Origin of the sequence: Luteipulveratus mongoliensis, assembly GCF_001190945.1 — a bacterium.
GTDB classification, from domain to species: domain Bacteria; phylum Actinomycetota; class Actinomycetes; order Actinomycetales; family Dermatophilaceae; genus Luteipulveratus; species Luteipulveratus mongoliensis.
This window is the reverse complement of record NZ_CP011112.1, coordinates 2879746-2905870: the sequence shown is the minus strand read 5'-3', so window position 1 is coordinate 2905870 and position 26125 is coordinate 2879746. Positions and strand designations below refer to the sequence as shown.

At 66.5% G+C, this 26125-nt stretch carries 21 protein-coding genes; 5 read left to right on the top strand and 16 right to left on the bottom strand.

Annotation, left to right across the window (positions count from 1 at the left end; genetic code table 11):
• Nucleotides 1–11: 11 nt before the first annotated feature.
• From VV02_RS13845 to VV02_RS13795, 11 genes are all read right to left on the bottom strand, one after another.
• Nucleotides 12–860, bottom strand: coding sequence for a shikimate dehydrogenase (locus VV02_RS13845; protein ID WP_083450157.1), 849 nt, complete (start codon nt 858–860; stop codon nt 12–14).
• Nucleotides 854–2164 carry an endolytic transglycosylase MltG gene (gene mltG, locus VV02_RS13840; RefSeq protein ID WP_052592323.1) on the bottom strand — a complete coding sequence of 437 codons (1311 nt, stop codon included), beginning with the start codon at nt 2162–2164 and terminating at the stop codon, nt 854–856. Before mltG ends, VV02_RS13845 begins: the two co-directional genes overlap by 7 nt.
• Nucleotides 2161–2667, bottom strand: coding sequence for a Holliday junction resolvase RuvX (ruvX, locus tag VV02_RS13835; RefSeq protein ID WP_052592321.1), 507 nt, complete (start codon nt 2665–2667; stop codon nt 2161–2163). The genes mltG and ruvX overlap by 4 nt, the downstream gene beginning before the upstream one ends.
• Before the next feature lies 1 nt (nt 2668).
• Nucleotides 2669–5389: an alanine--tRNA ligase gene (gene alaS / locus VV02_RS13830; protein WP_052596998.1), complete on the bottom strand. Its 2721-nt coding sequence runs from the start codon at nt 5387–5389 to the stop codon at nt 2669–2671.
• Between the two features lie 231 nt (nt 5390–5620).
• The gene (locus tag VV02_RS13825; protein ID WP_218917415.1) at nt 5621–6709 is read right to left on the bottom strand and encodes an ABC transporter ATP-binding protein; all 1089 of its coding nucleotides are present in this window, start codon (nt 6707–6709) and stop codon (nt 5621–5623) included.
• Nucleotides 6710–6714: 5 nt separating this feature from the next.
• On the bottom strand, nt 6715–7773 hold the full coding sequence (locus VV02_RS13820; protein WP_052592319.1) for an ABC transporter ATP-binding protein: 1059 nt from the start codon (nt 7771–7773) through the stop codon (nt 6715–6717).
• On the bottom strand, nt 7770–8747 hold the full coding sequence (locus VV02_RS13815) for an ABC transporter permease (protein WP_052592318.1): 978 nt from the start codon (nt 8745–8747) through the stop codon (nt 7770–7772). Before VV02_RS13815 ends, VV02_RS13820 begins: the two co-directional genes overlap by 4 nt.
• Before the next feature lie 95 nt (nt 8748–8842).
• A complete protein-coding gene (locus tag VV02_RS13810; RefSeq protein WP_052592316.1) occupies nt 8843–10612 on the bottom strand; it encodes an ABC transporter substrate-binding protein in 1770 nt (589 codons plus the stop codon).
• A 98-nt stretch (nt 10613–10710) separates the two neighbouring features.
• On the bottom strand, nt 10711–11718 hold the full coding sequence (locus VV02_RS13805) for an ABC transporter permease (protein ID WP_245633075.1): 1008 nt from the start codon (nt 11716–11718) through the stop codon (nt 10711–10713).
• Nucleotides 11719–12228: 510 nt separating this feature from the next.
• A complete protein-coding gene (locus VV02_RS13800; RefSeq protein ID WP_052592313.1) occupies nt 12229–13968 on the bottom strand; it encodes an ABC transporter substrate-binding protein in 1740 nt (579 codons plus the stop codon).
• A gap of 150 nt (nt 13969–14118) precedes the next feature.
• A complete protein-coding gene (locus VV02_RS13795) occupies nt 14119–15480 on the bottom strand; it encodes a replication-associated recombination protein A (protein WP_052592311.1) in 1362 nt (453 codons plus the stop codon).
• 19 nt (nt 15481–15499) lie between these two features.
• Here VV02_RS13795 and VV02_RS13790 point away from each other — a divergent pair, with 19 nt between their 5' ends.
• Nucleotides 15500–16270, top strand: coding sequence for a GNAT family N-acetyltransferase (locus VV02_RS13790; RefSeq protein ID WP_052592308.1), 771 nt, complete (start codon nt 15500–15502; stop codon nt 16268–16270).
• Here the strand turns inward: VV02_RS13790 and VV02_RS13785 are convergent.
• A complete protein-coding gene (locus VV02_RS13785) occupies nt 16267–16899 on the bottom strand; it encodes an HAD family hydrolase (RefSeq protein WP_052592305.1) in 633 nt (210 codons plus the stop codon). The genes VV02_RS13790 and VV02_RS13785 overlap by 4 nt on opposite strands.
• Before the next feature lie 2 nt (nt 16900–16901).
• Complete coding sequence (gene aspS / locus VV02_RS13780) at nt 16902–18719, bottom strand: aspartate--tRNA ligase (protein WP_052592303.1); 1818 nt, start codon at nt 18717–18719, stop codon at nt 16902–16904.
• Nucleotides 18720–19289: 570 nt separating this feature from the next.
• On the opposite strand from aspS, the gene VV02_RS13775 reads away from it, so the two are divergent.
• From VV02_RS13775 to VV02_RS13765, 3 genes are all read left to right on the top strand, one after another.
• The gene (locus tag VV02_RS13775; protein WP_083450153.1) at nt 19290–20753 is read left to right on the top strand and encodes an AMP-binding protein; all 1464 of its coding nucleotides are present in this window, start codon (nt 19290–19292) and stop codon (nt 20751–20753) included.
• On the top strand, nt 20750–21655 hold the full coding sequence (locus VV02_RS13770) for a hypothetical protein (protein WP_157063408.1): 906 nt from the start codon (nt 20750–20752) through the stop codon (nt 21653–21655). Before VV02_RS13775 ends, VV02_RS13770 begins: the two co-directional genes overlap by 4 nt.
• Before the next feature lie 87 nt (nt 21656–21742).
• Nucleotides 21743–22438, top strand: a complete 696-nt coding sequence (locus tag VV02_RS13765) for a peptidylprolyl isomerase (protein ID WP_218917414.1) — start codon at nt 21743–21745, stop codon at nt 22436–22438.
• On the opposite strand, the gene VV02_RS13760 is transcribed toward VV02_RS13765, so the two are convergent.
• The 3 genes from VV02_RS13760 to VV02_RS13750 all read right to left on the bottom strand — a co-directional run bounded on the left by VV02_RS13760 (nt 22420) and on the right by VV02_RS13750 (nt 24624).
• Complete coding sequence (locus tag VV02_RS13760) at nt 22420–22788, bottom strand: YchJ family protein (RefSeq protein ID WP_052592294.1); 369 nt, start codon at nt 22786–22788, stop codon at nt 22420–22422. The two genes, VV02_RS13765 and VV02_RS13760, sit on opposite strands and share 19 nt — an antisense overlap.
• 24 nt (nt 22789–22812) lie before the next feature.
• The gene (locus VV02_RS13755; RefSeq protein WP_157063407.1) at nt 22813–24009 is read right to left on the bottom strand and encodes a DUF2306 domain-containing protein; all 1197 of its coding nucleotides are present in this window, start codon (nt 24007–24009) and stop codon (nt 22813–22815) included.
• A gap of 81 nt (nt 24010–24090) precedes the next feature.
• Entirely contained in the window at nt 24091–24624 is a 534-nt protein-coding gene (locus tag VV02_RS13750; RefSeq protein ID WP_218917413.1) for a PadR family transcriptional regulator, read from the bottom strand.
• 81 nt (nt 24625–24705) lie between these two features.
• Between VV02_RS13750 and argG the strand changes: the two genes are divergently transcribed.
• Nucleotides 24706–26124, top strand: a complete 1419-nt coding sequence (gene argG / locus VV02_RS13745; protein WP_052592290.1) for an argininosuccinate synthase — start codon at nt 24706–24708, stop codon at nt 26122–26124.
• Nucleotide 26125: the final 1 nt, after the last annotated feature.

Below are 26125 nucleotides of genomic sequence, written 5' to 3'. Positions count from 1 at the left end.
CGGCGAGGCCCTCAGCCTGAGACGGCCGCCCGGCCCACGCGCTGCATCTCCTCCAGGGGAGCGGGTCGACCAGTCATCAAGGTGAACTGAGCGGCAGCCTGATGGATCAGCATCTCGATACCTCCGACCACCCGGACACCCCGGGCCTCGCAGGAGCTGGCGAAGGTCGTCGGCCAGTCCGCGTAGACCACATCCAGGGCGATCTGGCCCTCGGGTGCGGGCTGCGCGTCCACCAACGTCTGGGCCACTCGGTCGGCAGCCCCAGCCGGCGTCGTACTGACGAGCACGTCGGCGCCGACCCAGCCCGCCGGGTTGTCGGCTTCGTGCACGACGTCCGACTTCAACCCGTGATCGCGGGCTTGCGCGAGCGTGCTCTCCCGGGCCTGGTCACGGACCACGAACGTCACCTGCTGTACCCCCAGCGCGGCGAGCGCTGCGAGGACCGAGCGAGCGGTGGCGCCGGAGCCGATCACCGCGGCGGTCACGGGAGGCCGCTCGCGCCCGACCCCCGCATCCTGGAGCGCCGCTCGGATGCCCTCGACGTCGGTGTTCTCACCACGCCAGGAGCCGTCGCCCTGGCGTACCAAGGTGTTGGCAGCGCCGACCTGCAGGGCGAGGCTCGAAGAGTCGGCGGCTGCGTTGAGCACCTCTTCCTTCAGCGGCATAGTCACCGACAGTCCGCGCCACTGCGGGCCCAAACCCTCCACGAAGTCGGCCAGCCCACCGCGCCTGACCTCGTAGGCGTCGTACGTCCACTCGGGGGCCAGACCACAGCTGGCGTACGCCGCCCGGTGCAGCAGCGGCGACAGGGAGTGATCGATCGGTGACCCCAGAACGGCTGCCCGACAGTGGCTCAGCACTTGCCCGGGTTGGCCTTGCACCAGGCCTGGAACACAGCGACATTCTTGTTGTGCTCCGGCAGGGTTGCCGCAAACCGGGTCTCGCCCGTGCTCAGGTTGACTGTGACGAAGTAGAGCCAGTTGCCGGGCGTCGGCTGCAACGCAGCCTGGATCGCCTCGAGCCCTGGGCTGTCGACCGGTGCCGGCGGCAGGCCCGGATGTACGTACGTGTTGTACGGGCTCGTGCTCTGCCGCTGCTTGTCGGTCGTGGTCACAGTGCCGCGTTTGCGCAGCATGTAGTGGACCGTCGAGTCCATCTGCAGGCGACCGTTGGTGGCCGGGTTGGGCCGCAGTCGGTTCTCGATCACCCGCGCCACCTTGGGGCCGTCCTCCCCGAGCTTCGACTCTGCCTGCACCACGCTCGCGATCGTCATCACGCGCTGCTCCTGACCGGCCGGGATGTTGAGCGATGCAGTACGGCGCTTGAACTCGGTCACCATCGTCCGCAGCTGGTCGGTCGCAGTCGCCTTGTCCGGGAACTCGTACGTCGATGGGAACAGGTAGCCCTCGACCTGCCCGCCCGCAGCGGCTGGGAGCCCGAGCTGTTTGGGGTCGACCTTGGCGTAATCGGCCAGTGGCACGCCCGTGCCCTTGCTCAGCCGGGCGTAGACCTCCTGCGCCCACAATCCCTCGGGAACGGTCACGCCGTCTCCGACGTGACTCTTCGGATCGAGCATGAGCGACAGCGCCGACGCGGAGCTCATCTGCTTGCGCAGTGTGTAAGTCCCCGGCTGCAGCCCTGCTGCGTCGTGCTCAGCGGCAAACGCACGCGCGAAGGTCCGACCGGACTTGACCACACCGGCCTGCTCCAAGGTCGCTCCGATATCGCTGCCCGTGTCTCCGCGACGGACCACGATCTTGGCCACACCACTGCCCTCGCCGGCGAAGTCGCCGCCGCCCTCGCTGCCGCCGCCCAACGACGGCATGTGCAGTCCGAGGGTCTTGTAGGCCACGGCGCCACCACCGAAGACCAGGACGAACGCCATCAGAAGCGGTAGCCATGGCTTGCGGCGGCGCGGCTTGACCTCGTCGTACGTCCGGGGCGCGCGCGTCCGCTCAGCACGGGCGGCCCGGCGGCTGCCCGTCTGCTCACGCTCCCGTGCGGCCTCGCGCTCGCGCGCAGCCTTCCGTGATGCGGGTGGGGCCTCAGGCAGACGAACCGGGTCATGGGAGGGCGCACTCTCACCCTTCGGGCGCGCCGCACTCGGATCCGAAGGGTCCGAGCCGCCTCCGAAGATCGAGTCGCTCAGGTGGGGCTCGTTCATCCTTGACCTTCCGCTGCACGGGCCCGGCGCGCCCGTGGCTTTCGTCCCCCCAGGAGCTCTCCGGAAGGCTGTCCTGATCGGCGCTCCGAGTCAAGCGCAACCTGCAAGATCAGCACGGCCGCCTGCTGATCCACGCGCGAACGCTGATCGCGCCCGGAGACGCCGCTCTCGCGCAGTGCCCGGTGGGCATCGACCGTGGTCAGTCGTTCGTCGACGAGGCGGATCGGGACGCCGGACAGCTCCGCCTGCAGAGCCTTCGCCCACTCCCGAGCGGCCTGCGCCGCCGCGCCCTCGTCGCCGGACAGGGATCGGGGCAGGCCGACCACGATCTCGATCGCCTCGCGCTCACGCGCTTCCTGCGCGATCGCCACGACGTCGGAACGGTCGGAGGGCCGACGCGGCACGGTGGCCACCGGAGTGGCCAGCACACCCTCGGCGTCACAGGCCGCGAGGCCGACGCGGACACTGCCCACGTCGACCCCGAGCCGGACACCGTGACGCACCTCAGCGACCCGCGGTCACGGTCTCGCCGACGGTGTGCTCGACGCGCTGCAGCGCCTCGGTCACCTTCGACGCATCCGTGCCACCACCCTGTGCGAGATCGGGCTTGCCGCCACCACCGCCGCCGAGCGTCGAGGCCGCGATCTTCACCAGGTCGCCGGCCCGTACGCCCCACTCGCGGGCCAGCGCATTCGTACCGATGACCACCACCGGACGGCCCTTGGCCGTCGCCGCGACAGCCACGACGGAGGGCGTACCGTCGCCCAGCCGTGACCGCAGGTCGAGCACCAGGCTGCGTACGTCGTCACCGCCCAGCTCGCCGGCGTCATGCCCGATGTAGCGCACGCCGAACACATCGGTCGCCTTGTTCGCCAACGCACCGGCCTGAGCGAGGACCTGCTGCTGACGCAAGCCGGCCACCTCACGCTCGGCGTCCTTGACCCGCGTCAGCAGGTCACCGATCCGATCCGTCAGCTCAGCGGGCTGTGCCTTCACCAGCTGGCTGATCTCGGCGACGAGAGCACGTTCCTTGGCGAGGTAGCGCAACGCCTCGAGACCCACGAAGGCCTCGACGCGGCGTACGCCCGAACCCACCGACGCCTCACCGGTCAGCGTGAGTGCACCCACCTGGGACGAGTGCTGGACGTGCGTGCCACCACAGAGCTCGCGCGACCAGGAACCGCCGATCTCAACCACACGGACCTGCTCGTCATAGGTCTCGCCGAACAACGCCAGCGCGCCGAGGTCACGCGCCTCCGGCAGCGTCATGTACGCCGCGGAGACCGGCAGGTCGTGGCGCAAGGCGCGGTTGGCGACCTCCTCGATCTCGCTCCGCGTCTCCGCGGAAAGCCCCTGGTTCCAGGCGAAGTCGAGGCGGAGGTAGCCCGGCTTGTTGTAGGAGCCGGACTGCAGCGCCGACGGGCCGAGCACCTCTCGCAGGGCCGCGTGGATCACGTGTGTGCCTGAGTGCGCCTGGCATGCGGACAGCCGCCACTCCGAGTCGACCTCGGCCTGCACCGCAGCACCGTTGCGGATCGAGCCCTCGGCGACCTCGACGGTGTGCACGACCAGACCCTTCACCGGCCGCTGCACGTCGACCACCTTGAGCAGACCGCCCGAGGTCCTGATGAGACCTTCGTCCGCGACCTGACCGCCGGACTCGGCGTAGAACGTCGTCCGGTCGAGCACGACCTGGCCGACCGCGCCGGTCTCCAGCTCCTCGACAATGGCGCCGTCCTGGACGAGGCCACGCACGTTGGCCTCGGTGGTCAGCGCCTCGTAGGCCAGGAAGTCCGTCGCGCCGAGGCCGCGCAGGTCCTTCCACACCTCGGTGGTGCCGTGAACCGACTTCTTGGACTTGGCGTCCGCCTTGGCCCGGTCGCGCTGCTCCTGCATGAGCCGGCGGAAGCCCGGCTCATCGACCTCGACACCGTGCTCGGACGCCATCTCCAGCGTCAGGTCGATCGGGAATCCGTAGGTGTCGTGCAGCTGGAACGCCTGAGCACCCGACAGCCGCGCCGGCCCCTGGTCACCGGTCGACGCCTGCGTCTGCTTGGCCTTGGTCACCGCGGTGTCGAGGATGGTCGTCCCGGACTCCAGGGTGCGACGGAACGCCTCCTCCTCGGCATAGGCGATCTGGCTGATCCGCGCGAAGTCGGTCTCCAGCTCGGGGTAGGACGCCTTCATCCGGTCCATGCTGATCGGAAGCAGCTCCGGGAGCGCCTTGTCCGCATAACCGAGCAGACGCATCGCCCGCACCGCGCGCCGCAGCATCCGGCGCAGCACGTAGCCGCGCCCCTCGTTGCCCGGCGTGACCCCGTCACCGATCAGCATCAGCGACGAACGCACGTGATCGGCCACCACCCGCAGGTGGATGTCGTCCGGGTGGCTGTGCGCCGCGTCCGGCCCGGAGTGAGCGCCGTACTTCTTGCCCGTCATCTCCGCGGCACGGTCCAGCACCGGGAAGACCTCATCGATCTCGTACAGGTTGTCGACGCCTTGCAGCAGCGAGGCGATGCGCTCCAGGCCCATTCCCGTGTCGACGTTGCGCGCGGGCAGCTCGCCCGCCACGTCGAAGTCCGCCTTGCTGCGCACTGCGGAGAGCTCGTACTGCATGAAGACGAGGTTCCAGATCTCCATGTAGCGGTCCTCATCGACCGCCGGCCCGCCCTCGACGCCGTACTCGGGACCGCGGTCGACAAAGATCTCCGAGCTCGGACCACCGGGACCCGCTACGCCCATGTGCCAGTAGTTGTCGTTCTCGTCGCGCCGGGTGATCCGCGCCTCCGGGATGCCGATCACGTCGCGCCACAAGGCGTACGCCTCGTCGTCGTCCTTGAAGACGGTCGGCCAGAGGCGATCCGCGTCCAGTCCGTATCCACCGTCTGGCTGAGGCGTCGTCAACAGCTCCCAGGCCATCTCGATGGCGCCGCGCTTGAAGTAGTCGCCGAAGGAGAAGTTGCCGTTCATCTGGAAGAACGTGCCGTGACGGGAGGTCTTGCCGACCTCGTCGATGTCGCCGGTCCGCACACACTTCTGCACACTGGTCGCGCGCTCCCAGGGCGGGGTCTGCTGACCGAGGAAGTAGGGCTTGAACGGCACCATGCCGGCGTTGACGAACAGCAGGTTGGGGTCGTCATAGATCAGCGGGGCGCTCGGCACGACCGAGTGGCCCTTGCTCTCGAAGTAGCGCAGCCAGCGGCGGCGGATCTCAGCGGTCTCCATGAGGGTTCCTTCATCGTTCGGGCGCAGCACCAGCTGCGCAGCCGGCATCAGCGCCGGCGGAGGGTCAGGGCGTCGGAGGCAGGGCCGATCGGCCCTGGATAGCTCGCCTGACCATCCGGGTGCACTCACCCAGCAGAACGCTCACTGACTCTCCTCTTGCAGGACACATCGATGCGCACGACCCTACCGTTGAGGGCCGTGCGCACCGACATCTGTTTCGGGTTGATCCGACTAGACGGGAGTGTCCTCCAACGTCGCGGTCAGGTCGTCCTTGATCTCCGGGAAGTGGCAGGCGATGCTGTGGCCTTCGCGGGCCCCGGTCTTGATCTGCAGGACCGGCTCCTCCTGCGAGCAGATCTCCTGCGCCTTCCAGCAGCGGGTGCGGAAGCGGCATCCACTCGGCGGATTGATCGGGCTCGGTACATCGCCCTCCAGCCTGATGCGCTCCTTCGGCTCAGCGCCGCGCACGACGTTGAGGTCAGGGGCCGCGGACAGCAGAGCCTGGGTGTACGGGTGCTGCGGGGCCTCGTAGATGTCCTCGCGGTCACCGACCTCCATGATCTTGCCGAGGTACATCACCGCGACCCGGTCACAGAAGTGCCGAACGACACCGAGGTCGTGCGCCACGAACACGAACGCCAGGTTCAGCTCACGCCGCAGCTTCTCGAGCAGGTTCATCACCTGCGCCTGGATCGAGACGTCGAGCGCGGAGACCGGCTCGTCAGCGACGATCAGCCGCGGCTCGACGGCCAGCGCTCGCGCGATCCCGATGCGCTGCCGCTGGCCGCCCGAGAACTCGTTCGGGTACCGGTTGATGTGCTCCGGGTTGAGGCCGACCAGCTCAAGCAGTTCCTGGACCCTGGCCTTGCGCTTGTCCTTGGGGACCAAGTTGTGGATCTCCAGGGGCGTGCTGATGATCGTGTTGACCGTCTGCCGCGGGTTCAGCGACTGGTACGGGTCCTGGAAGATCAGCTGCATGTCACGGCGCAGGGGCCGTAGCGCCCGCTCCTTGGCATGGCCGATCTCCTGGCCGTCGAACTTGATCGAGCCGGACGTCGGCTCGAGCAGTCGGGTGACCAGGCGGCCAGTTGTCGTCTTGCCGCAACCGGACTCCCCCACCAAGCCGAGTGTCTCGCCAGGCGCGACGTCGAACGAGACGCCGTCAACAGCGCGAACGCTCTTGTTGGCCGGAAAGAGGCCGTTGTACTCCTTGACCGGGTAGTGCTTGACCAGGTCGGTGACCTCGAGCAGTGCCTCGCGCGGGCCGCCACGTCGGGGATGGACCACCGTGTCCGAGGTCTCGGTGTCTGCTGTGCTCATGTCCATCACTCCAGGGTCGAGGCGATCTCGGCATCGAAGATGCCTCCGGGGTCAGCAAGGTGGCAGCGCGACGTACGCGTACTGTCGCCTCCGCGAACCTCCAGGGCCGGCAGCTCCTTGGAGCACAGGCCCCCGCCCACCCGGTCCATGAAGTCACACCGTGGGTGGAACGAGCACCCGGTCGGCAGGTTGATCAACGACGGCGGGAGACCACGGATGGTGCGCAGGTTGCCGCCCTTGGCCGACAGCTTGGGCACCGAGCCGAGCAGGCCCCAGGTGTAGGGATGCCGCGGTGTCGCGAGCACCTCTTTCGCCGTGCCGTGCTCGACCGCCCTGCCGCCGTACATCACCATGACGTCGTCAGCGACTTCGGCGACCACCGCGAGGTCGTGCGTGATCAGCACGATGGCCGACCCGAACTCGCGCTGGAGATCGTTCAGCAGGTCCAGGATCTGAGCCTGGACCGTGACGTCCAGAGCCGTCGTCGGCTCGTCAGCGATGAGCAGTCTCGGGTCATTGATCAGACCGAGAGCAATCATTGCGCGCTGACGCATACCGCCCGAGAACTCGTGCGGGTACTGCTTTGCCCGACGATCCGGGTTGGGGATACCGACGCGGTCGAGCATCTCGACCGCTCGCTTCATCGCCACTGACTTGGACACCTTGTGGTGCGCCAGGTAGCCCTCGGCGATCTGCGGCCCGATCTTCTTGAACGGGTGGAACGAGCTCTGCGGGTCCTGGAAGATCATCGAGACCGTGCTGCTGCGCATCCGGCGCATGACCGACGAGGAAGCGCGGACCATCTCGGTCCCGTCCAGCTCGATGGATCCGCTGATCCGGGTTCGCTTCGGATCGTGCAAACCCATCACGGCCATGCTGGAGACGCTCTTGCCCGACCCGGACTCGCCCACGATCGCCAACGTCTTGCCCTGGTCCAGGGTGTAGCTCAGCCCGTTGACGGCATTGACCAAACCATCCGCGGTCGGGAACTGAACACAGAGGTCCTCGACTTTGAGGATGGTCTCGGACGACCTCGCCTCGGGTGCTGCGGCTGCCGTACTCATGTCAGCTTCACGCGGGGGTCCACCACTCCGTACAGAAGGTCAACGACCAGGTTGATGATCACGACGAAGAAACAACCCATCAGCACAACACCCGAGATGATCGGGAGGTCTCCTGTATTGAAGGCAAGGATCGCCGTACGACCCATACCTGGCAGTCCGAAGATCGACTCGGTGATGACCGTGCCGCTGAGCTCGCCAGCGATATTCAGGCCTACCAACGTGACCACAGGTGCAATCGCAGCCCGCAGGCTGTGCTTGACCGCGATGGTGCCCTCCGACAATCCCTTGGAGCGTGCCGTGCGGACATAGTCCTGGTTCTGGGTGTCGATCATGCTCGCTCGCACATAACGGATATATCCGGTGGACTGCACGATGCCGAAGAAGATCCACACACCGATCAGGCCGGTGAACCACTTCCAGGGATTGTCCGTCAACGGCACCCAGTTGGCGCGGGGAATGACCTCCCAGAAGACCATCAGGTACAGGAAGAACAGCAATGCGATCACGAAGTACGGGATCGACCCGAGCAGCTGACTACCTCCGACGATGACCCGGTCTACCCAGGTGGCGCGTTGTCGCGCCGCCAGCACTCCGAATATCAGCGCCACCGTGGTGTAGGCGATAGCGCCGCCGACCACGAGCGAGACCGTCACCGGCAGCGCCTCGAAGACGATGTCGCGGACCGGTCGGTTCTGGAAGTAGGACCAGCCGAAGCACGGTGCATCACACGTCCGCACCGACGTGTGGGTGCCGACGACGAGACCAGAGGCGTACTGGGTGAACTGCTCGGAGACCGGCTTGTCCAGCCCGAGACTCTGAGTGATCAACTCCAGCCGCTCGGGTGTGCACTTGTCGCCGCACATGGCGCCCGCGGGATCGTTCGGTCCGAGGAAGAAGAGGATGAAGGTCGTCGTGATGGCAGCCGCGATGACGCTGATGCCGAGGATCAGCCGCCGGAGGATGTAGACGAGCACGTGAAGGGCTCCTGAACAGAGGTGGAATGAAGGTCCCCGACTCCCGGCCGGGGCGGGATGTCCCGCCCCGGCCGAGAGTCATGTGACGGGATTCGTCAGCCGACCCAGATGGTCGTCAGGTCGGGCACACCAGCGTTCGGGTCGATCTTCGCGTTGTGCACCTTGGTGCCGAAGATCGCCGAGCCCTTACCGGCGTACATCACGACGGCGGGGACAACCTGCTCGCGGATCTTCTTGTCCAGCTCACTCCACTTCGGACCCTGCTGGTCAAGCGGAAGGTTGGAGATCGTGTTCATCTCCGCGTCCAACCACGGCAGCTTCACGTTGCCGACGCCCGTGTTGGGGGCCAGCTTGCTGTTGAAGATGGCCGGGTAGACCGAGCTGTCGGACGGCCAGTCGAAGCACCAGCCGGTGCCGACACCGTTACCCATGTTGGTCGGCGCCTTCGGGTCCTTGATCTTGGCCCGCAGCTGGCTACCGGGAACACCGATGGCCTTGACCGTGAAGCCGGCTGCCTCCAGCGCCGGCTGGCGCACGGACTGTGCCTTCTTGGTCGACTCCTTGTCGTTGGTGAAGTAGTACGACAGGGTGAAGCCGAGCTTGCCGGCCTTCTTCAGCATCTCCTTGGCCTTGGCTGCGTCGCCGTTGCCCGTCACGGGCTGACCCGCGGCCGGCAGGTCCTTGAAGCCCGGGACCTGCGGTGCGCCGATCGACCCACCGGGGGCCGCGTCGAACTGGGTGATACCGGTGGCCTGCATCAGCTTCCGGGTGGGCCACGCCACCTGGATCGCGCGTCGCACCTCGAGTGGAATCTTCTGGGTGTCCAGCGAAGCGCCGGTCCAGCTGGTGCACGGGCTCGGCCCGCTGATGACCTGGTTCTTCTTGGAACCGGTGGCGTCCTTGAGGACCGAGGCGTCGACGCCGTCATAGGTCAGCGTGGTCGCGTCCGGACCGTTGCTGGCCATGATGGCCTTCGCCGTGGCCGCCTCGTCCTTGCCGAAGTTGAACTGGATCGTGTCTGGCAGCTGCATACGTGCCGGGTCCGTCGCCGGGTCCCAGTTGGTGTTCTTGACGAGCGTCAGTCCCGAGCCCTTGGTGTACTTCTGGATCTTGTAGGGACCCGTGGAAACCCAGTGCAGCTGGTAGTTGGTCTTGGTGTCCTTGGCCTTCGGGATGGCACCAAACATGGTGAAGGCGGTGAAGTACGGGAAGTCCAGCACCTTCTTGGCCATGTGGAAGGTGATCACGCCAGTCGCGTCATCGGTCTCGATGCCCGGGAACTTCGCCCCAGGCTGCGTCCACGGACCCTTGTAGGCGTCCCCGCCCTTCAGGTACTCCATCTGATAGGTGGGACCACCGGGCATTGCAGCAGTCTCGAACGACCGCAGCACCGAGTACTCGACGTCCGACGCCTTGATCGGCGTGCCGTCCTCGTACTTGAGGCCCTTCTTGAGCGTGAACTTCCAGGTCAGACCGTCCTTGGACTGCTGACCGAGGTCGGTCGCCATGTCCGGCACCAGGACCGACTTGCCGTCGGGCTGCACCTTGTACTGCGTGAGCGTGCGGGTCGTCAGCCGCAGGATCATCGCCGAGTCCTGGAAGTACTCCGTCGACGGGTCCATGTTCTCAGGAATCGCCTGCGCGTTGAGCGTGAATGTGCCGCCCTTCTTCGCGCCCGCCGGCACGGCCGCCGGACCCTTGGCGTTCGGCTGGAGCGCGGCGCTCGCGGGAACGCCTGCGTACTCGTTGGTGGGCTGGTTTCCGGGCTTGCTGCCCGTGCCCTTGTCATCCGAGCCGCCTCCGCCACAGGCCGTGAGGGTGAACGCACCCGCTGCGGTGAACGCGAGGACCTTGGTCCAGCGCATAGTGATCTCCTTCGTGTCTCCCGGCGGACCGGGACGGCTCGGGTACAGCCCCCGGGCCTGGTCGGTGTTGTTGTGTGATGTGTCGTATTCAGGTCGTGTTAGCGACGGGTCTGAGGGTTGAAGGCATCCGAGACGGCGTCTCCGAACAGGCTCAACGCGAGCACCAGCAGAGACACGCTGATCGCCGGCACCCACATCCACAGTGGATAAGTGTCGAACTGCGCTGAGCCCGCCGAGATCGTCTGCCCCCAGGAATTGATGGGTGGCTGGAGCCCGACGCCGAGGTAGGACAGGGCCGCCTCGACCGAGATGAAAGCCGGGATCAGCACCGAGAGATTCACCAAGATCGGGCCGAGCAGGTTGGGCAACAGCTCCTTGCGGATGATGCGGCTGGTCGGCATACCCAGCGAACGAGCCGCTTGGACGAACTCGCGCTCACGCAGCGAGAGCACCTCACCGCGGACGAGACGGGCGACTGTCGGCCAGGAGAAGAGCACCAGCACGAAGATGATCGCGCCGAAGCGAATATTCGCTTGTTTCTCCGGGGGCACGAATCCCAGACTGTCCGGGTTGCCGAAGCGGTTGATCAGGATCGGCACGAGCGCGATCACCATGAGGATGAACGGCAGCGACAGGATGAAGTCGACGAACCAGTTGATCACCCGGTCGACCCAGCCGCCGAGAAAGCCCGAGATCAACCCGAGGGCCGCTCCAACGAGCACCGTCAGCGCGGCCGCAACGATGCCAATGATCAGAGATGGGCGCGCTCCGTAGGCCCACTTGTAGAACAAGTCGTACCCGGTGCCCGACTCCACTCCGAACGGGTGTGCACTGCTGTACTGGAACAGCGGGAGCCCGTTGAAGTCCAGCGTGCTGTTGTCCGCCTGGTCGTTGACGCCCACCAAAGAGGTGAGCACCGGGGCAAACACGCCCACGAGGATGAACAGGACGATGACGGCCACAGAAGCCATCGCGAACTTGTCCTTGCGCAACCGCTCCAGAGCGATCTGCGTCGGAGAGCGCCCTTCGCGTGGCGCGGGCCCTGGAGTGGCCTGGTCCTCGCCCGCGGCGATGATCGTCGCCTCAGTGCCTGCTCCCAGACTCAATTCGGCCTCCGTGACGTCTCGCTGCGCTCTAGTCGCCAGCTGTCGAGGTGGTGCGTGGATCGGAATCGACCCACGTCTGACGCCGGTCGGCGCCACCCGCAGAAATGTGCCACAGCCCCCGTCGGTCGCCATCCCCGTACGGCGCACGGACACCCAATCGTTACCTTGTTTGTGGAACCGCGGTCTTCTGATTCGTGCTGACTCTTCCTGGGCGCGACTGGGCAGCCCAGATGACCATCCTCCGATGGCGTAGGTCGGAGTCGCGCGCTCGAACTGCCTACTGCTGCAACACTTTTCACGTTCACCGGAATCCAGACGCGATTCGTCGAACACCTCACTCGGGTCCGTAGCATTCCTACGTGAATGAGGTCGTTGGGAGGGTCCTGGGCTATCGGACTCCGTCTGGACCGAGGAGACCGTGCCGTGACCTTGTAGATCGGCCAGCGGGCCGCGCAGCACGACGCCGGCACCAGACACGAGATCCGGCACCGGCGTACGAGAGCGGTCGACTCAGCCGACCCAGATCTGCGCCATGTCCGGCCACCCGCGGTTGGGGTCGTTCACGACGTTGTGCACCTTGGTGCCGAACAGGTAGTTGGCTTTGCCGTAGCTCACCGGCACCGACGGCAGGTAGTCGCGTGCGAGCCTCTCGTCGAACTTGCTCCACTGGGCACCCTGCTCGGTCGCCGGTAGCGCTGAGATCCGTCGCATCTCGGCATCCAGGGCCGGATCCGAGAGGAACCCGACGCTCTGGCCCGAGCGCAGCACGGCGGAGCTGAACAGAGGCGGATAGACCGAGTCACCCACGGCCCAGTCGTAGCACCAACCCTGAGGCCCGCTCTGCGTGTTGGCCGCGGCGCCGCTGGAGTCGGCCCGCTTCTTGCGGATCACGTCCTTGGAGACGCCGATGTCGCGCACCTGGAACCCGGCCTGCTCGAGCTTCTGCTTCAGCACCGCGTTGATCTGCGCCTGCTGCGGGTCGTCGTTGATGTAGTAGTACGACAGGTCGAAGCCGAGCTGTCCGGCCTGCTCGAGGGCCTTCTTCGCCGCGACGGGATCGCCGTTGCCCTCCCCCGTCATGCCGTTGACCGGGGCGTACCTCTTGAAGCCGGGGACCTGCGGCGCGATGTACGACGTCGCCGGGCTGACCGACAACGACGTGTCTCCGCCGGCCTTGCGGACCGCGTCGTAGGGATATGCGAGCGCGAACGCCTTGCGCACGGACAGTGGGATCTTGCGGGTGTCCAAGTTGAAGTACGTCACGCACGGGTCCGGACCGGTCACCAGCTGCTTGGACGCAGGACCCTTGACCCGGCTGACCAGGCTGGAGTCGACCGGATCGGTGTTGAGCGTGGTGGCGTCCTTGCCGTTGCTCGCGAGGATGCCCTCCTGGGTCGGGACCACATCTGCGCCGAACGTGAAGATGAAGGCGTCGACCAGCTGTCGCCGGGCGGGATCGGAGCTGGCGACCCACTGCGGGTTCTTGCGCAGCTTCAGCTGGTTCTTGCTGTACGTGTCGAACATGTAGGGCCCGGACGCCATCGGGTTGCGCCCGTAGTCGGCCCCAGTGTCGAGCTGCTGCGGAATCGGCGCCATCTGGCTGAAGCTCGCGTAGTACGGGAAGGTCTCCCACCGCTTGGTCAGGTGGAACTCGACGGTCCGGTCATCCGGTGCCGTCGCCCCTTCGAACGGCTTCTTGTCCTTGTAGGGACCCTTGTAGGTCGAGCCGCCCTTGAAGTACTCGAGGTTGTAGGACGGCCCGTCCGGCAGCTCCTCGGTGGCGAAGGATCGTTCGGTCGCGTAGACGATGTCCCGAGCCCGGATCGGCGACCCGTCGGCGTACTTCAGACCCTTCTTCAGGGTGAACGTCCAGCTGAGCCCGTCCTCGGACTGCCGCCCCAGGTCGGTGGCCAGGTCGGGTACGAGCACCGACTGTCCGTTCTCGACCTTCCAGTTGGTAAGGCTGCGCACCACAAGCTGGCCCAGGATGGCGCTCGCGTCGCGGTAGTAGACCCGAGTCGGGTCGAGGGTCTCGGGAACGTTGGCGAACGCCAGCCGCAGCGTGCCCCCGGTCTTTGCCCCCGAGGGGATGGGAGCGGGACCCATGGCGGTGGGATCGAGCTGGGCTGATGCCTGCTGGATCTGCCCGTCGTCGCTGGACGAGCTGTCGTCCGCGGAACCACCACCACACGCAGCGAGTGCCAGGGTCGCCGACCCGGCGAGTGCCCAGACCTTGGTCCAGCGACGCATAAAGACTTCTCCTTGGTGTTCTGTCGTAAGCCGCAGGAGCGGGGCCCACACGGACGGACGTCATTGTCCGGGGCTCAGGCGCGGCGACCATTCAACTGGCACGACCATCGGACATGGTAAGTGCGGACCCACCGTTGGGCATACATTTCGTCAGTTTGTGCCGTCGCCTCCGCGGATCGTGCTACGCAGCTGCTGCCAGCGGGGACCGAGGTTGCTCTCCCAGCCGCGGTCGGTGGGCTGGTAGTAGTCGGCGTCGATCAGGTCGTCGGGCAGGTACTGCTGAGGCCCGACGCCGCCCGGCTCGTCGTGCGAGTAGCGGTATCCATCGCCATGACCCAGACGATCGGCCCCGGCGTAGCCCGACCCACGCAGATGGGGAGGTACGGCGCCGCCCCGACCCTCGCGTACGTCAGCAATGGCGGCGTTGATGCCTCGATAGCTCGCGTTCGACTTCGGAGCGACAGCGTTGTGAACCACCGCCTGTCCCAGGATGATTCGCGCCTCGGGCATACCAATCTGCGCCACGGCGTGCATGGCGGCCACCGCGGTCTGCAGTGCCGTCGGATCGGCCATACCGACGTCCTCACTCGCCGCGATCACGATGCGCCGAGCGATGAATCGCGGGTCCTCCCCCGCCTCCAGCATCCGTGCGAGGTAGTGCAGCGCAGCGTCCACGTCGCTGCCGCGCATCGACTTGATCAGGGCGCTGGCCACGTCGTAGTGCTGGTCGCCGGCCCGGTCGTAGCGCACCGCCGCGGTTGCCACTGCCTGCTCGACCTGGCCCACCGAGATCGGTGTCGGAGACTTGTCCGACGCGGCGTCCTCGGCGACGCCGGCCGCAGCCTCGAGGGCGGTGAGTGCCATGCGAGCATCGCCGCCGGCCATCCGCACCAGGTGGTCACGGGCCGCCTCGTCGAGCTCGAAGGCCCCGTCGAGACCGCGCTCCTCGGCCACCGCGGCATCGATCAGCTCGGCGACGTCGCCGTCGTCCAAGGACGTGAGTCGCACGAGCATCGAGCGCGAGAGCAACGGCGCGATCACGCTGAATGACGGGTTCTCGGTGGTAGCCGCGACGAGCACGATGAGGCGGTTCTCAACACCTGGGAGCAGGGCGTCCTGCTGGGCCTTGCTGAACCGGTGGATCTCATCCAGGAAGAGCACGGTCTGACGGCCGTAGAGATCCCGGCTGCGGGCCGCTTGGTCCATCACGGCGCGCACGTCCTTGACCCCGGCGTTGATCGCGGACAGCTCGACGAACGATCTCTCGCTTGCCCCCGCCACGAGGTGAGCCAGGGTCGTCTTGCCCGTGCCCGGAGGTCCCCACAGGATGGCCGACATCGGGCCGGCCGCGCCCTTGGCTCCCTCGACCAGGCGCCGAAGCGGACTTCCGGCGCGCAGGACCTCCTGCTGCCCACGAACCTCATCGAGGGTGCGGGGTCGCATCCGCACGGCGAGCGGAGGCGTCACGTCCTCACTCGTGGGCGCGGAGGCGAACAGGTCGTCAACGGTCACGTCTGACACGCTATCCGCCGTGACTGACTCTCTCCCCCTGGCTGACGTCACCGAGCTCACCGATCCGGCATCAGTCCTCGAGCACACCCAGGGCGACCCCTTCGTGCGTTACGACATCCGGCTGCCGACCCTCGTGCCCCCGGTGGCGTTGGGTCGGGCCGTCGCTCTGGTCCGGATCCCCAAGTCCCGACTGCGTCGGCCGTCCCTGACGTTCGTGGGCCCTGCCGACGATGTCGAGGCCCTGATCGAGTGGTACACCGCTCACGGACTTCCCGAGGTCGCCGGCGCCGTCACGGTCGAACGCCCCCTCGAACCCGTCCTCCGTCGCCATGTCGATGTCGGCACCGGCGGCGACTGGGACTGGATGTGGACGACGGATGAACCGGCGGTTCTGGCGGAGGAGGCCCTTCTGACCGAGCTCGATGACCGCCGCGACGCACGAGATGTGCTGCGACTCAACGAGATCGGCAATCCGTCAGCGGAGTCCGAGCCCGGCGAAGGCACCACTGAGCGATGGGTCGGAGTGCGGTCCGGCGGCGAGCTGATCGCGGCCGCCGCGATGCACCGCACCACGGCTGGCGCACCTCACCTGACCGGCATCGTGGTCCATCCGGATCACCGAGGACGTCGGCTCGGTCTCGCGATGACAGGGGCCCTGACCAGGACTGCCGTCCGTCAAGACGGTGTGTGCACCCTGGGCGTGAACGCCGACAACGACACTGCACACCGGGTGTACGTCGGGCTCGGCTACCGGCTCGCCCACGCCTGGGCGAGCCGGCGCCTCACCTAGACCAGGATGTCGTGCCGGGCCAGGAGCGTTCGCAGACCTGCCACACCCGCCCGTGGGTCATGCCTCTCAGCGATGATCCCGAGCACACTTGCCGACTCCACGTTGGCAGCACTGTCATCGATGAACAGCGTTGCCTCCGAAGGCAGCTCGAGATCGGCGAGCACCCGCCTGAAGTACTCGGGCTCGGGTTTCATCGCACCAACCTCGCTGGAGTAGTAGGTGCGATCGAAGTGCGCGTCGTATCCGAGCGTGTCGCGCATCAGCCGCACTCGATGATCCTGCTGATTGGTGGCGAGGGCGCACGAGATGCCTTGCGCACGAACACGATCCACTACGTCGAACGCTTCAGAGTCCACGTGCACGTCGTCCCACAGCGCCAGCACATCCTCCGGCGACACGGACAAGCCGCGGTCGATCAGCAGCCGTTCGACTGCGGGTCGGAATGGCTCCTCACCCCGCAGCGGCGCCTTCTCCGCTGCGAAGAGAGCGTCGGCGAAGTCTGGGCCACCCATATCGTTCAGCCGTTCCGGCCACCCGCGGACCTCGGCTGCTCCAGAGTGGCCGGGGGCCGGGTGGCCGTGCTGCAGGACGCCATCGGCGTCCCACAGCACGGCCCGAATCTGCTTCAACCTCAAGCCTTCGCCGCCTCGACAGGCGCCGGCCGACCGGCCGCTTCGGACTTCGGCTCGGGCTTGGCGTCGACGCCCGCCTCCTTGCGCTGGGCCGGCGTGATCGGGGCGGGCGCGGCGGTCAGCGGGTCGTAGCCTCCACCGGACTTCGGGAACGCGATCACCTCGCGGATCGAGTCCGTGCCCGACAGGAGCGCACAGATGCGGTCCCAGCCGAACGCGATGCCGCCGTGCGGGGGCGCGCCGAAGGCGAACGCGTCCAGGAGGAAGCCGAACTTCTCCTGGGCCTCCTCCTCGGACAGACCCATCACCTTGAACACTCGCTCCTGAATGTCCTTGCGGTGGATACGAATTGAGCCACCGCCGATCTCGTTGCCGTTGCAGACCATGTCGTACGCGTACGCGAGGGCCTCGCCCGGCTCGGCGTCGAAGGTGTCGACGAACTCGGCCTTCGGCATGGTGAACGCGTGGTGCACTGCGGTCCACTTGCCAGCACCGACCGCGACGTCACCCGAGGCGACCGCGTCCGCAGCCGGCTCGAACAACGGAGCGTCCAGCACCCACAGGAACGACCAGGCCGACTCGTCGATCAGCTCGCAGCGCTTGCCGATCTCGAGGCGGGCCGCGCCGAGCAGCGCTCGTGACGACTTCGCCTCGCCTGCGCCGAAGAAGATGCAATCGCCCGGCTTGGCGCCGACATGCCCTGGCAGCGCTGCGATCTCGGCCTCGGTGAGGTTCTTCGCGACGGGACCGGTGAGCGTCCCGTCTTCCTGCACGAGGACGTACGCCAGACCCTTCGCCCCGCGCTGCTTGGCCCACTCCTGCCACGCGTCGAGCTTCTTACGCGGCTGAGCGGCACCGCCGGGCATGACCACGGCGCCGACGTACGGCGCCTGGAACACCCGGAAGGTGGTGTCCTTGAAGAGATCCGTGCACTCGACGAGCTCGTTCTCGAACCGCAGGTCGGGCTTGTCGGAGCCGTAGCGCGCCATCGCGTCGGCGTAGGTCATCTGCGGGAACGGCGTCGGCAGGTCGACGCCGACGACCTTCCAGAGAGCCTTCGCGATCGACTCACCGAGCTCGATGATGTCGGACTGCTCGACGAACGACATCTCGATGTCGAGCTGGGTGAACTCCGGCTGCCGGTCGGCGCGGAAGTCCTCGTCGCGGTAGCAGCGGGCGATCTGGTAGTAGCGCTCCATCCCAGCGACCATGAGCAGCTGCTTGAACAGCTGCGGGCTCTGCGGGAGGGCGTACCAGCTGCCGGGCGCAAGGCGCGCGGGCACGAGGAAGTCGCGTGCGCCCTCGGGCGTCGACCGGGTCAGAGTCGGCGTCTCGATCTCGACGAAGTCGCGCTCCGCCAGCACAGAACGCGCAGCAGCGTTGACCTTGGAGCGCAACCGGATCGCCTCGCCAGGCGCTGGACGACGCAGGTCCAGATAGCGGTACTTGAGGCGAGCCTCCTCTCCGACGTTGACGCGCTCGTCGATCTGGAACGGCAGCGGCGCCGACGCCGAGAGCACCTCGATCTTGTCGGCCACCACGTCAATCTCGCCGGTCGGCAGGTCGGGGTTGACGTCCTTGGGGTCGCGCGGCGTGACGGTGCCGGTCACCTGCACGCAGTACTCGTTGCGCAGGCCATGAGCCGCACCGGTGAGCACCTCGTCGCGCGCCACCACCTGAACGAATCCGCTGGCGTCGCGGACATCCAGGAAGGCCACTCCCCCGTGGTCGCGGCGGCGGGCCACCCAGCCCGCCAGAGTCACGGTCGTCCCGGCGTCGCCGGAACGCAGGCTGCCGGCGTCGTGTGTTCGCATCATGTGCGTTGTCCTCTCGAGATCAGGTCTCAGAGGTCCGCAAGGGCTGCCTCCGAGAACGGCAGCCCTGAAGGTGTGGGCGGGGGCCAGATCGCGGTGCCACCACACCTTTGCCGAGGAGTCCTCGGCCTCTCGTCGGTGTCGCCGAACGCGCGGTCCAGGGCCGGTACGCCGATCGCGCACCTGGCGGGTCGTCACCCCGCCGCCCAGGACGCCGCCATCGTACGGGCCAGGACGAGACAGGTGCGAACGACATTCACGAACCCGCGCCAGCTTGGTCAGGTGACCCGTGAGTGCACCAGCCTGCGTTGGCCGCGACGGAGCCTTGTCAAGGAAGACTTCCTGAACAGGAAGCGGAGCGTTGAATCGCCGACATGTTGCATACATTCGATGTGTCCACCCGGTCCGCGTTCGAGAGGAGGTGCACCATGAAGATTTCCCTTCGTCACATGAAGTACGTCCTGAACTCCTTCACCGCAACGATGTTCGGCGGTATTCACGTCTGACGTGCAAGGGGCGGCGCGACTGCCGTTCGCGCCGCCCCGAGAAATCGAATCAAACTGGGGATGACAGATGATCGACACAGCATGGCGACAGGTCCGTCACGGGCTTGCCGTGGCATCAGGGCGTCACATTCGGCCAGAAGACGTGTCCGCCCTGGTGACTCAGCTGAGGGCCACGCTCGATGAGTTCGGCGACGTCAATGACGAGCAGTTCTCGGAGGCGATGGCTCGCCCGCTCGATCCCGACATCCGGCAACGAATGAAGGAGAAGGGTTGGCGGCGCACGGCCCAGAACGCCGGCAGGACGACAACTTTCTACGGCGATCTCTTCAACGATCTCGGTGTTGATCTTGACGACCTCACCCTCGACAATCTCGACGCCGTCCCGCCCACCTCAAAAGCAGCCCTGAGATCCAGGCCGAGTGACTTCGTCAGCTCGGCTGCTCGACCAGCGCTGCGCGCAACGACCACGGGGACGACCGGCCGTCCGGCTGTGTGCTGGTTCTCGACATACGAACTCGACCTTGCGGCCGCGTACTCGGCAATCGCTTATCTGGCCGTTAACCGCCTTCGAAACGAAGATCTCGTGACCATCTGCGTCAGCGGTCGCTCGGTCGTGGCCGTTCGCTCCATGCTACGCGCTCTAGAAATGGCAGGTGTCGCGTCGCAGTTTGTAGGAGTGATCGATCCCCAGCAGGCCCTGTTTAACCTGAGCCAACCAATCGGCGTCCGGGGAAAGAAGGACAAGCCAAGCGTTCTCATCACCTGCCCGAGTTATCTCGGTGCTCTCCTCGACACCGCCCGCGCAGGAAGGTTTTCGAGCACCGACTTCCAGCTCGAGCAGATCCTCTGTGGAGGTGAGGTCCTCACAGCTCATCTGAAGCAGGAGGCGGAAGGATTCTTCGGCGCCCGAGTGACCGAGGCGTACGCCATGACCGAGACATTCCCGATGACCGGGATGGCCTGCGGAAGCGGCCACCTTCACTTCGCGTCCGACACCGGGCTCGTCGAGACTCTCGATCCTGATTCGCTGACCCCGGCAAGGCCCGGCTCGATCGGGGTCCTGGTGATGACCCCGTTCATTCCCTATCGCGAAACAACTGTCGTGCTTCGAATGGTCACCGGGGACCTAGTACGGGTTCTGGACCAGTCCGATCTCGGATGTGAGCTCTCGGGGCTGGAGGCGACGTCACTGCCATTGGGCCGTGAGGGTCTGCGCCCCTCAATAGACGCGGAACGCATCTTCGAGCGAGACATCCTTGAGCTGCTCCATGGAGAACCACCGATTCCGCTCGCCGTCTCCTATGGCATCGAGCCGGACGGCAACGAGGTCATTCTGCACATCGGCTCCCCGTGCCCACCGCCATTGATCGATCGCCTCGAGCTCGAAGCGACCCGCCGAGGTCTCCCCGTCAAGCGCGTCATCGGTCACCGGAACCCCTCGTCCATCCCCCACCGAATGCTTAACCGCGCATTGCTTCGGGAGACGATTCCTGTCCGACATGATGCGCTAGGGACCTGGGAGCTGCGTTGAGTTTCGCCATGGTAATCGGGGGCGTTGTCCTTGCGATCGTCGCCAGTGTCATCTACCTACTGCGTTACCGCATGGATCGGCCGCCAGTCGGCGTCGTGAATCGAAGCGACGTCTACTTGATCAGTGTGTTCGTGATCGTTCTCCCGGTGGCCTATCTTCACCTTCCTGGGTGGATCGTCGGATCGATCTTCGCTGTCCTGGGAACCGCGCTCATCCGTTTGACCTTGGTTCCTGTCGTCGGCTCACGAGGTGGTACCTGCGTGGCGTTGACACTTGGGATCGCCGACGTGTCCATCTGTCTCGGGCTGGGATCACACTCAGCCCTCTTCGATCTGGTCAACGGGGCAGCGTTGATCCTTCTCATGGTTGGCGCGACGAACACCTGGGTCCAGGGTGGGATGCGGACGAGCAACGTAGCCATGCTCGCGGCGTTCCTGGTCGCCTACGACTTGGTGGCGACATGGGCTCTTCCGATGATGGTGGACTTCTACGGGCGAGTGGAGGCTCTGCCGTTCACTCCAGTTCTCAGATGGGGTAGCGGAGGAAACTTGGCCGCGATCGGCCTCGGTGACATCCTCATGGCGACCCTGTGGCCGCTGGTGCTGACCAAAGCGCATTCGAGACGAGATGCAGTCACCGGAGCGGCCCTGACGCTCGGTGGACTCGTCCTGATTCACATCGGGTTCGAGCTAGGAGTTCTCGACAGCCTCGTGCCCGCCATGATCTTCATCGGGCCTGCAGTACTGCTCCACTTCCTCTTGCTGCGCCGGCGGAGACCAGAACGGACGTTTGCGGAGTTCGAGCATTGGGGGGGAGCTCGACGCACAGCTCGCCCGCACCTCGTTGGTGCGCAGCACGCCACCGGTACGTTCGACGCCAGTTCATCGGCTCCATCTCGCTAGCGTCTGGCTGAGCGAGTCACGGCTGGCACTGGTGGCCGACGAACGTGCTGAACCCATCAAGACGCACGCGGCGCTAGCGTCATGAAGATGCGAACTCACCGGCCCACCTCACTCGCTGCGCTCGTTCTCACCGCATCCCTCGGCGTTACAGCGGCATGGCCAGGTGCCGCTGACGCGGCGCCCGCAGACAAAGGGCACCGACCCGCCGTGTGCAGCTTCACACCGACTCCTGACCGCCCGGCGGCACGCCCTGTGCGGATCCCGCATGAGAAGCAGAAGTCGCATGGCACGGTCGACGTCAGCATCATCACGAACTACGGGCCGATGACGTTCCGCCTCGAGCGCGACACCGCGCCATGTGCGGTCGGCAACCTCGTGCACCTGGCGCGCAGTCACTTCTACGCCCTGAGCCAGTGCTTCCGCCTCACCAACAGCGCACGGCTCGGGGTGCTGCAGTGCGGCGACCTCATCCGGCAGGAGGAGGGCGGGCCGGGCTACCAGTTCCCGGACGAGGTGGACGGCACCGAGACCTACCCCCGCGGCACGATCGCCATGGGCAACCAAGGACCGGGCACCAACGGCAGCGAGTTCTTCATCGTCCACTCGTTCGCCAACATCCCGCCCAACTACACCGTCATGGGCCGCCAGATCAGCGGCTTCGCCGCGATGGACGCGATCGTGGCGGCCGGCATCGACGACCCCGACCAGGACGGCCCGCCCAAGCGCCCCGTCTGGATCCTGGACGTCATCGTGGGCCGGCAGGGTCACTCTGCGTCGAGGTAGAACCACCGACCGCCCCGTCGCGCGAAGGTGCTCCGCTCGTGGAGCGCGCCGCCGGTGTGGCTCGCAGTGAACTCGACCACGCCCTCGTCGTCGTCTGCTCCCCCGCCCACGACCTCGTCGATGCGCAGGCCGGTCCAGCGGGTGGCGGCGTCGATGACGACCTCGGCAGGGCGCGTACGCGGATGCCAGGTCCGCCAGAGGTGCTCCCGGTTGCCGTAGAAGTAGGCCGTGTAGCGCGAGCGCATCAGCTCCTCCGCAGTCGCCGCGAGCCGTTCGGTGCTCAGCAGCGGGCCGCAGCAGGAGTCGTACGAACGGTTGCTGCCGCAGGGACACAAGTCGTCGTCAGGCACGGGCTCAACGTAGCGATGAGCCCGTCAGCCTGCCTCGACCAGCTCCTGCTGAGGCGCGGCGACGGCCGCTTCGGTCGCGCGTATCTGACGCACGGATCGCTGGCCGAGCCAGAGCCGTAGACCCATCAGCTGGAAGGCGCCGAACGCGCACACGCCCCAGCTGACGGCCACCGCCGAGGTGAGCGCAGTCGCCGGGTCCAGGTCGAGCAGGCTCTGGAACGCGAACCCCAGCGAGAGCGCAAGGCCCGGCACACCGCACAGCAGAAAGAGCTGGATGCGCCACTCCTCCTGCGCCAGCGACTTCCCTTGGGCCCGCGTGCGCAGGATGCACCAGGTCATCAACGCCGCTGTCGCGAGATACGGCACGGCGAAGTAGAGAAATAGTCGGTCCCCGTCCGCACCCCAGCTGTGGAAGGCGACACCCATCGGTACGAACGCGACCAGCGAGAAGAACCCGCCGCCGATGAACGCCGGCCCGGGCAACCAGGTACCCGTGACACCGGGTGCCGTACGCCGGGTGTCGAGCATCCGCGAAGCCACCAGTGCAGCCACCACGACCAGGCCCGCCTGGTGCATGATCGCCATCATGTTGACCTCGGCGAGGCTCGCCTCCGGGTGGAACTTCTTCAGCAGGTACCTCTCGCCTCGCAGGCCGGGCGCAGTCATGAGGAACGCATAGTTCAGGGCCATCCACCGGAAGTGCATGTGCACGAGCCCTTGCGCCAGGGACACCAGCGCGAAGGTGACACTCATGACCGTACCGATGAGGATCGTCGTCAGCGCGATCGCGAAGACTGGCCCGCTGAAGACGTCATCCATCGGTGTCGTCATCAGGTAGATCAGCGCGCCGATCATGCTCGCGAACACCGTCACGGCGTAGACCACACCGACGATCCGGTGCAGGCGTCGGCGACGTCGGACCGCGCTCAACAGCTGCACCGGGCCGAGCACCATGAGCAGACCGCCGCCGATGGTGTGCACCAGCAGCGCCGGGATGTTCTTGTCGTAGACCGGCGTGCGGTCCACGATCGCGGTGTGGACGTAGTCGTACGACGTCGCTGAGGCGAGGGCGTCGGGGCCGAGGCTCGGTGCGCCGGGCGAGGCGTAGGGCCAGATGGCGGTCATCGCGATCGGGGCGTACGCGACGGAGACGATCACCAGGGACCAGACGGCGATCCAGAACATCTTCGGGCGGCGCGAGGGCCGGGCTACGAGGGTCACGTGAGCTCCCAGGGGACGGTCCAATCTGAACGTTTTAACGTTCAGAGTGAACCATAAGCCTCTAGTGGCTGACCAGACCCTTCAGTCCGGTTTGTGCGGCGACCGGGGCTTGCGGACCTCGAGCAGCGTGCTCCAGAACGCGACGAGTGCGCGTTCGTATCGGATCCCGAACTCCAAGGTCGCCGCGGCACCGTCCGGCATCCGCGAGCCGCCGGCCTTCATCTCCTCGTAGCCGGCGAGCCGTTGTGAGTGGTGCTCGACCTGAGCCGGTCCGATGACCTTCGAGTCAGCGCCGAAGAACAGCTTCAGCAGCCCGAGGTCACGAGCCTCGACGGGGACCGCGGTCGGATCTGCGCGCCAGGAGTTCAACGCCTCCCGGCCCTCCTCGGTGATCGTGAGGATGCGGCGGCGGCGGCCGTCGGTCTCCTGGTCCTGACGCAGCAGACCGGACTCGACCAGCTTGTCCGCCTGCACGTAGATCTGGGTGTGCGGCAGGGACCAGAAGGGAGCCACATAGTCGGCGGCTGCCTGCTTCAGGGCGTACGGCGACGCCTCTCCCAGCATGTCAACCAGACCGAGCACGAGGTAGGAGGCCGTAGTCAGGCGAACAGGCATGCGGTGAACCCTACTGATGTTGCAGTCCGAACGCTGAGGCCACCACCCAATGCACGGCCCCGGCGCTCTAGTGTGGCCCGCGTGTCCAAGGTTCTGACTTCCCTTCCTGTCGGTGAACGTGTCGGCATCGCCTTCTCAGGCGGTCTCGACACCTCTGTTGCGGTCGCATGGATGCGTGACAAGGGCGCCGTCCCCTGCACGTACACGGCCGATCTCGGCCAGTACGACGAGCCCGACATCGACTCCGTGCCCGGTCGGGCCGGCCAGTACGGCGCCGAGCTCGCGCGACTGGTCGACTGCAAGGCTCAGCTCGTCGAGGAGGGTCTGGCCGCGATCGCGTGCGGCGCCTTCCACATCCGCAGCGGCACCCGCACCTACTTCAACACCACTCCCCTGGGCCGCGCTGTCACCGGCACCCTGCTCGTACGAGCCATGCATGAGGACAACGTCTCCATCTGGGGCGACGGCTCGACGTTCAAGGGCAACGACATCGAGCGCTTCTACCGTTACGGCCTGCTGGCCAACCCGGGCCTACGCATCTACAAACCCTGGCTGGATGCCGACTTCGTGACCGAGCTCGGCGGTCGCAAGGAGATGTCCGAATGGCTCGTCGCCCACGATCTGCCCTACCGCGACAGCACCGAGAAGGCGTACTCCACGGACGCCAACATCCTGGGCGCGACGCACGAGGCCAAAACCCTCGAGCACCTCGACACGTCGCTGGAGACCGTCGAGCCGATCATGGGTGTGGCGTTCTGGGACCCGGCTGTCGAGATCGAGACCGAGGACGTCACGGTCCGGTTCGAGCGTGGTCGCCCCGTCGCGATCAACGGCCACTCCTATGACGACGTCGTCGCCATGTTCGACGAGGCCAACGCTATCGGCGGTCGACACGGGCTCGGTATGTCCGACCAGATCGAGAACCGCATCATCGAGGCGAAGTCGCGCGGCATCTACGAGGCGCCCGGCATGGCCCTGCTCTTCATCGCCTACGAGCGCCTCGTCAACGCGGTCCACAACGAGGACACCCTCGCCGCGTACCACGTCGACGGCCGCCGCCTCGGACGCCTGCTCTACGAGGGACGCTGGTTCGACCCACAGTCGCTGATGATTCGCGAAGGTCTGCTGCGCTGGGTGGCCTCAGTCGTCACCGGCGAAGTGACGATCCGACTGCGCCGCGGTGAGGACTACTCCGTCGTCAACACCACCGGCGAGGACTTCTCCTACCACCCGGACAAGCTCTCGATGGAGCGCACCGAGGACGCCGCGTTCGGTCCGACCGACCGCATCGGACAGCTCACGATGCGCAACCTTGACATCGCCGACACTCGCGCCAAGCTCGAGCTGTACGCCGCGCAGGGCGGCCTCGCAGCGCGTGACACCCAGCTCGTGGGTGAGCTGAGTCCCGGTGGGGCACAAGCGATCTCGTCCAACCCAGAGGTCGAGTCCGACGAGGACGAGGCCCTCGACCGCGCCGCCATCGACTCCGGAGTCGACTGAC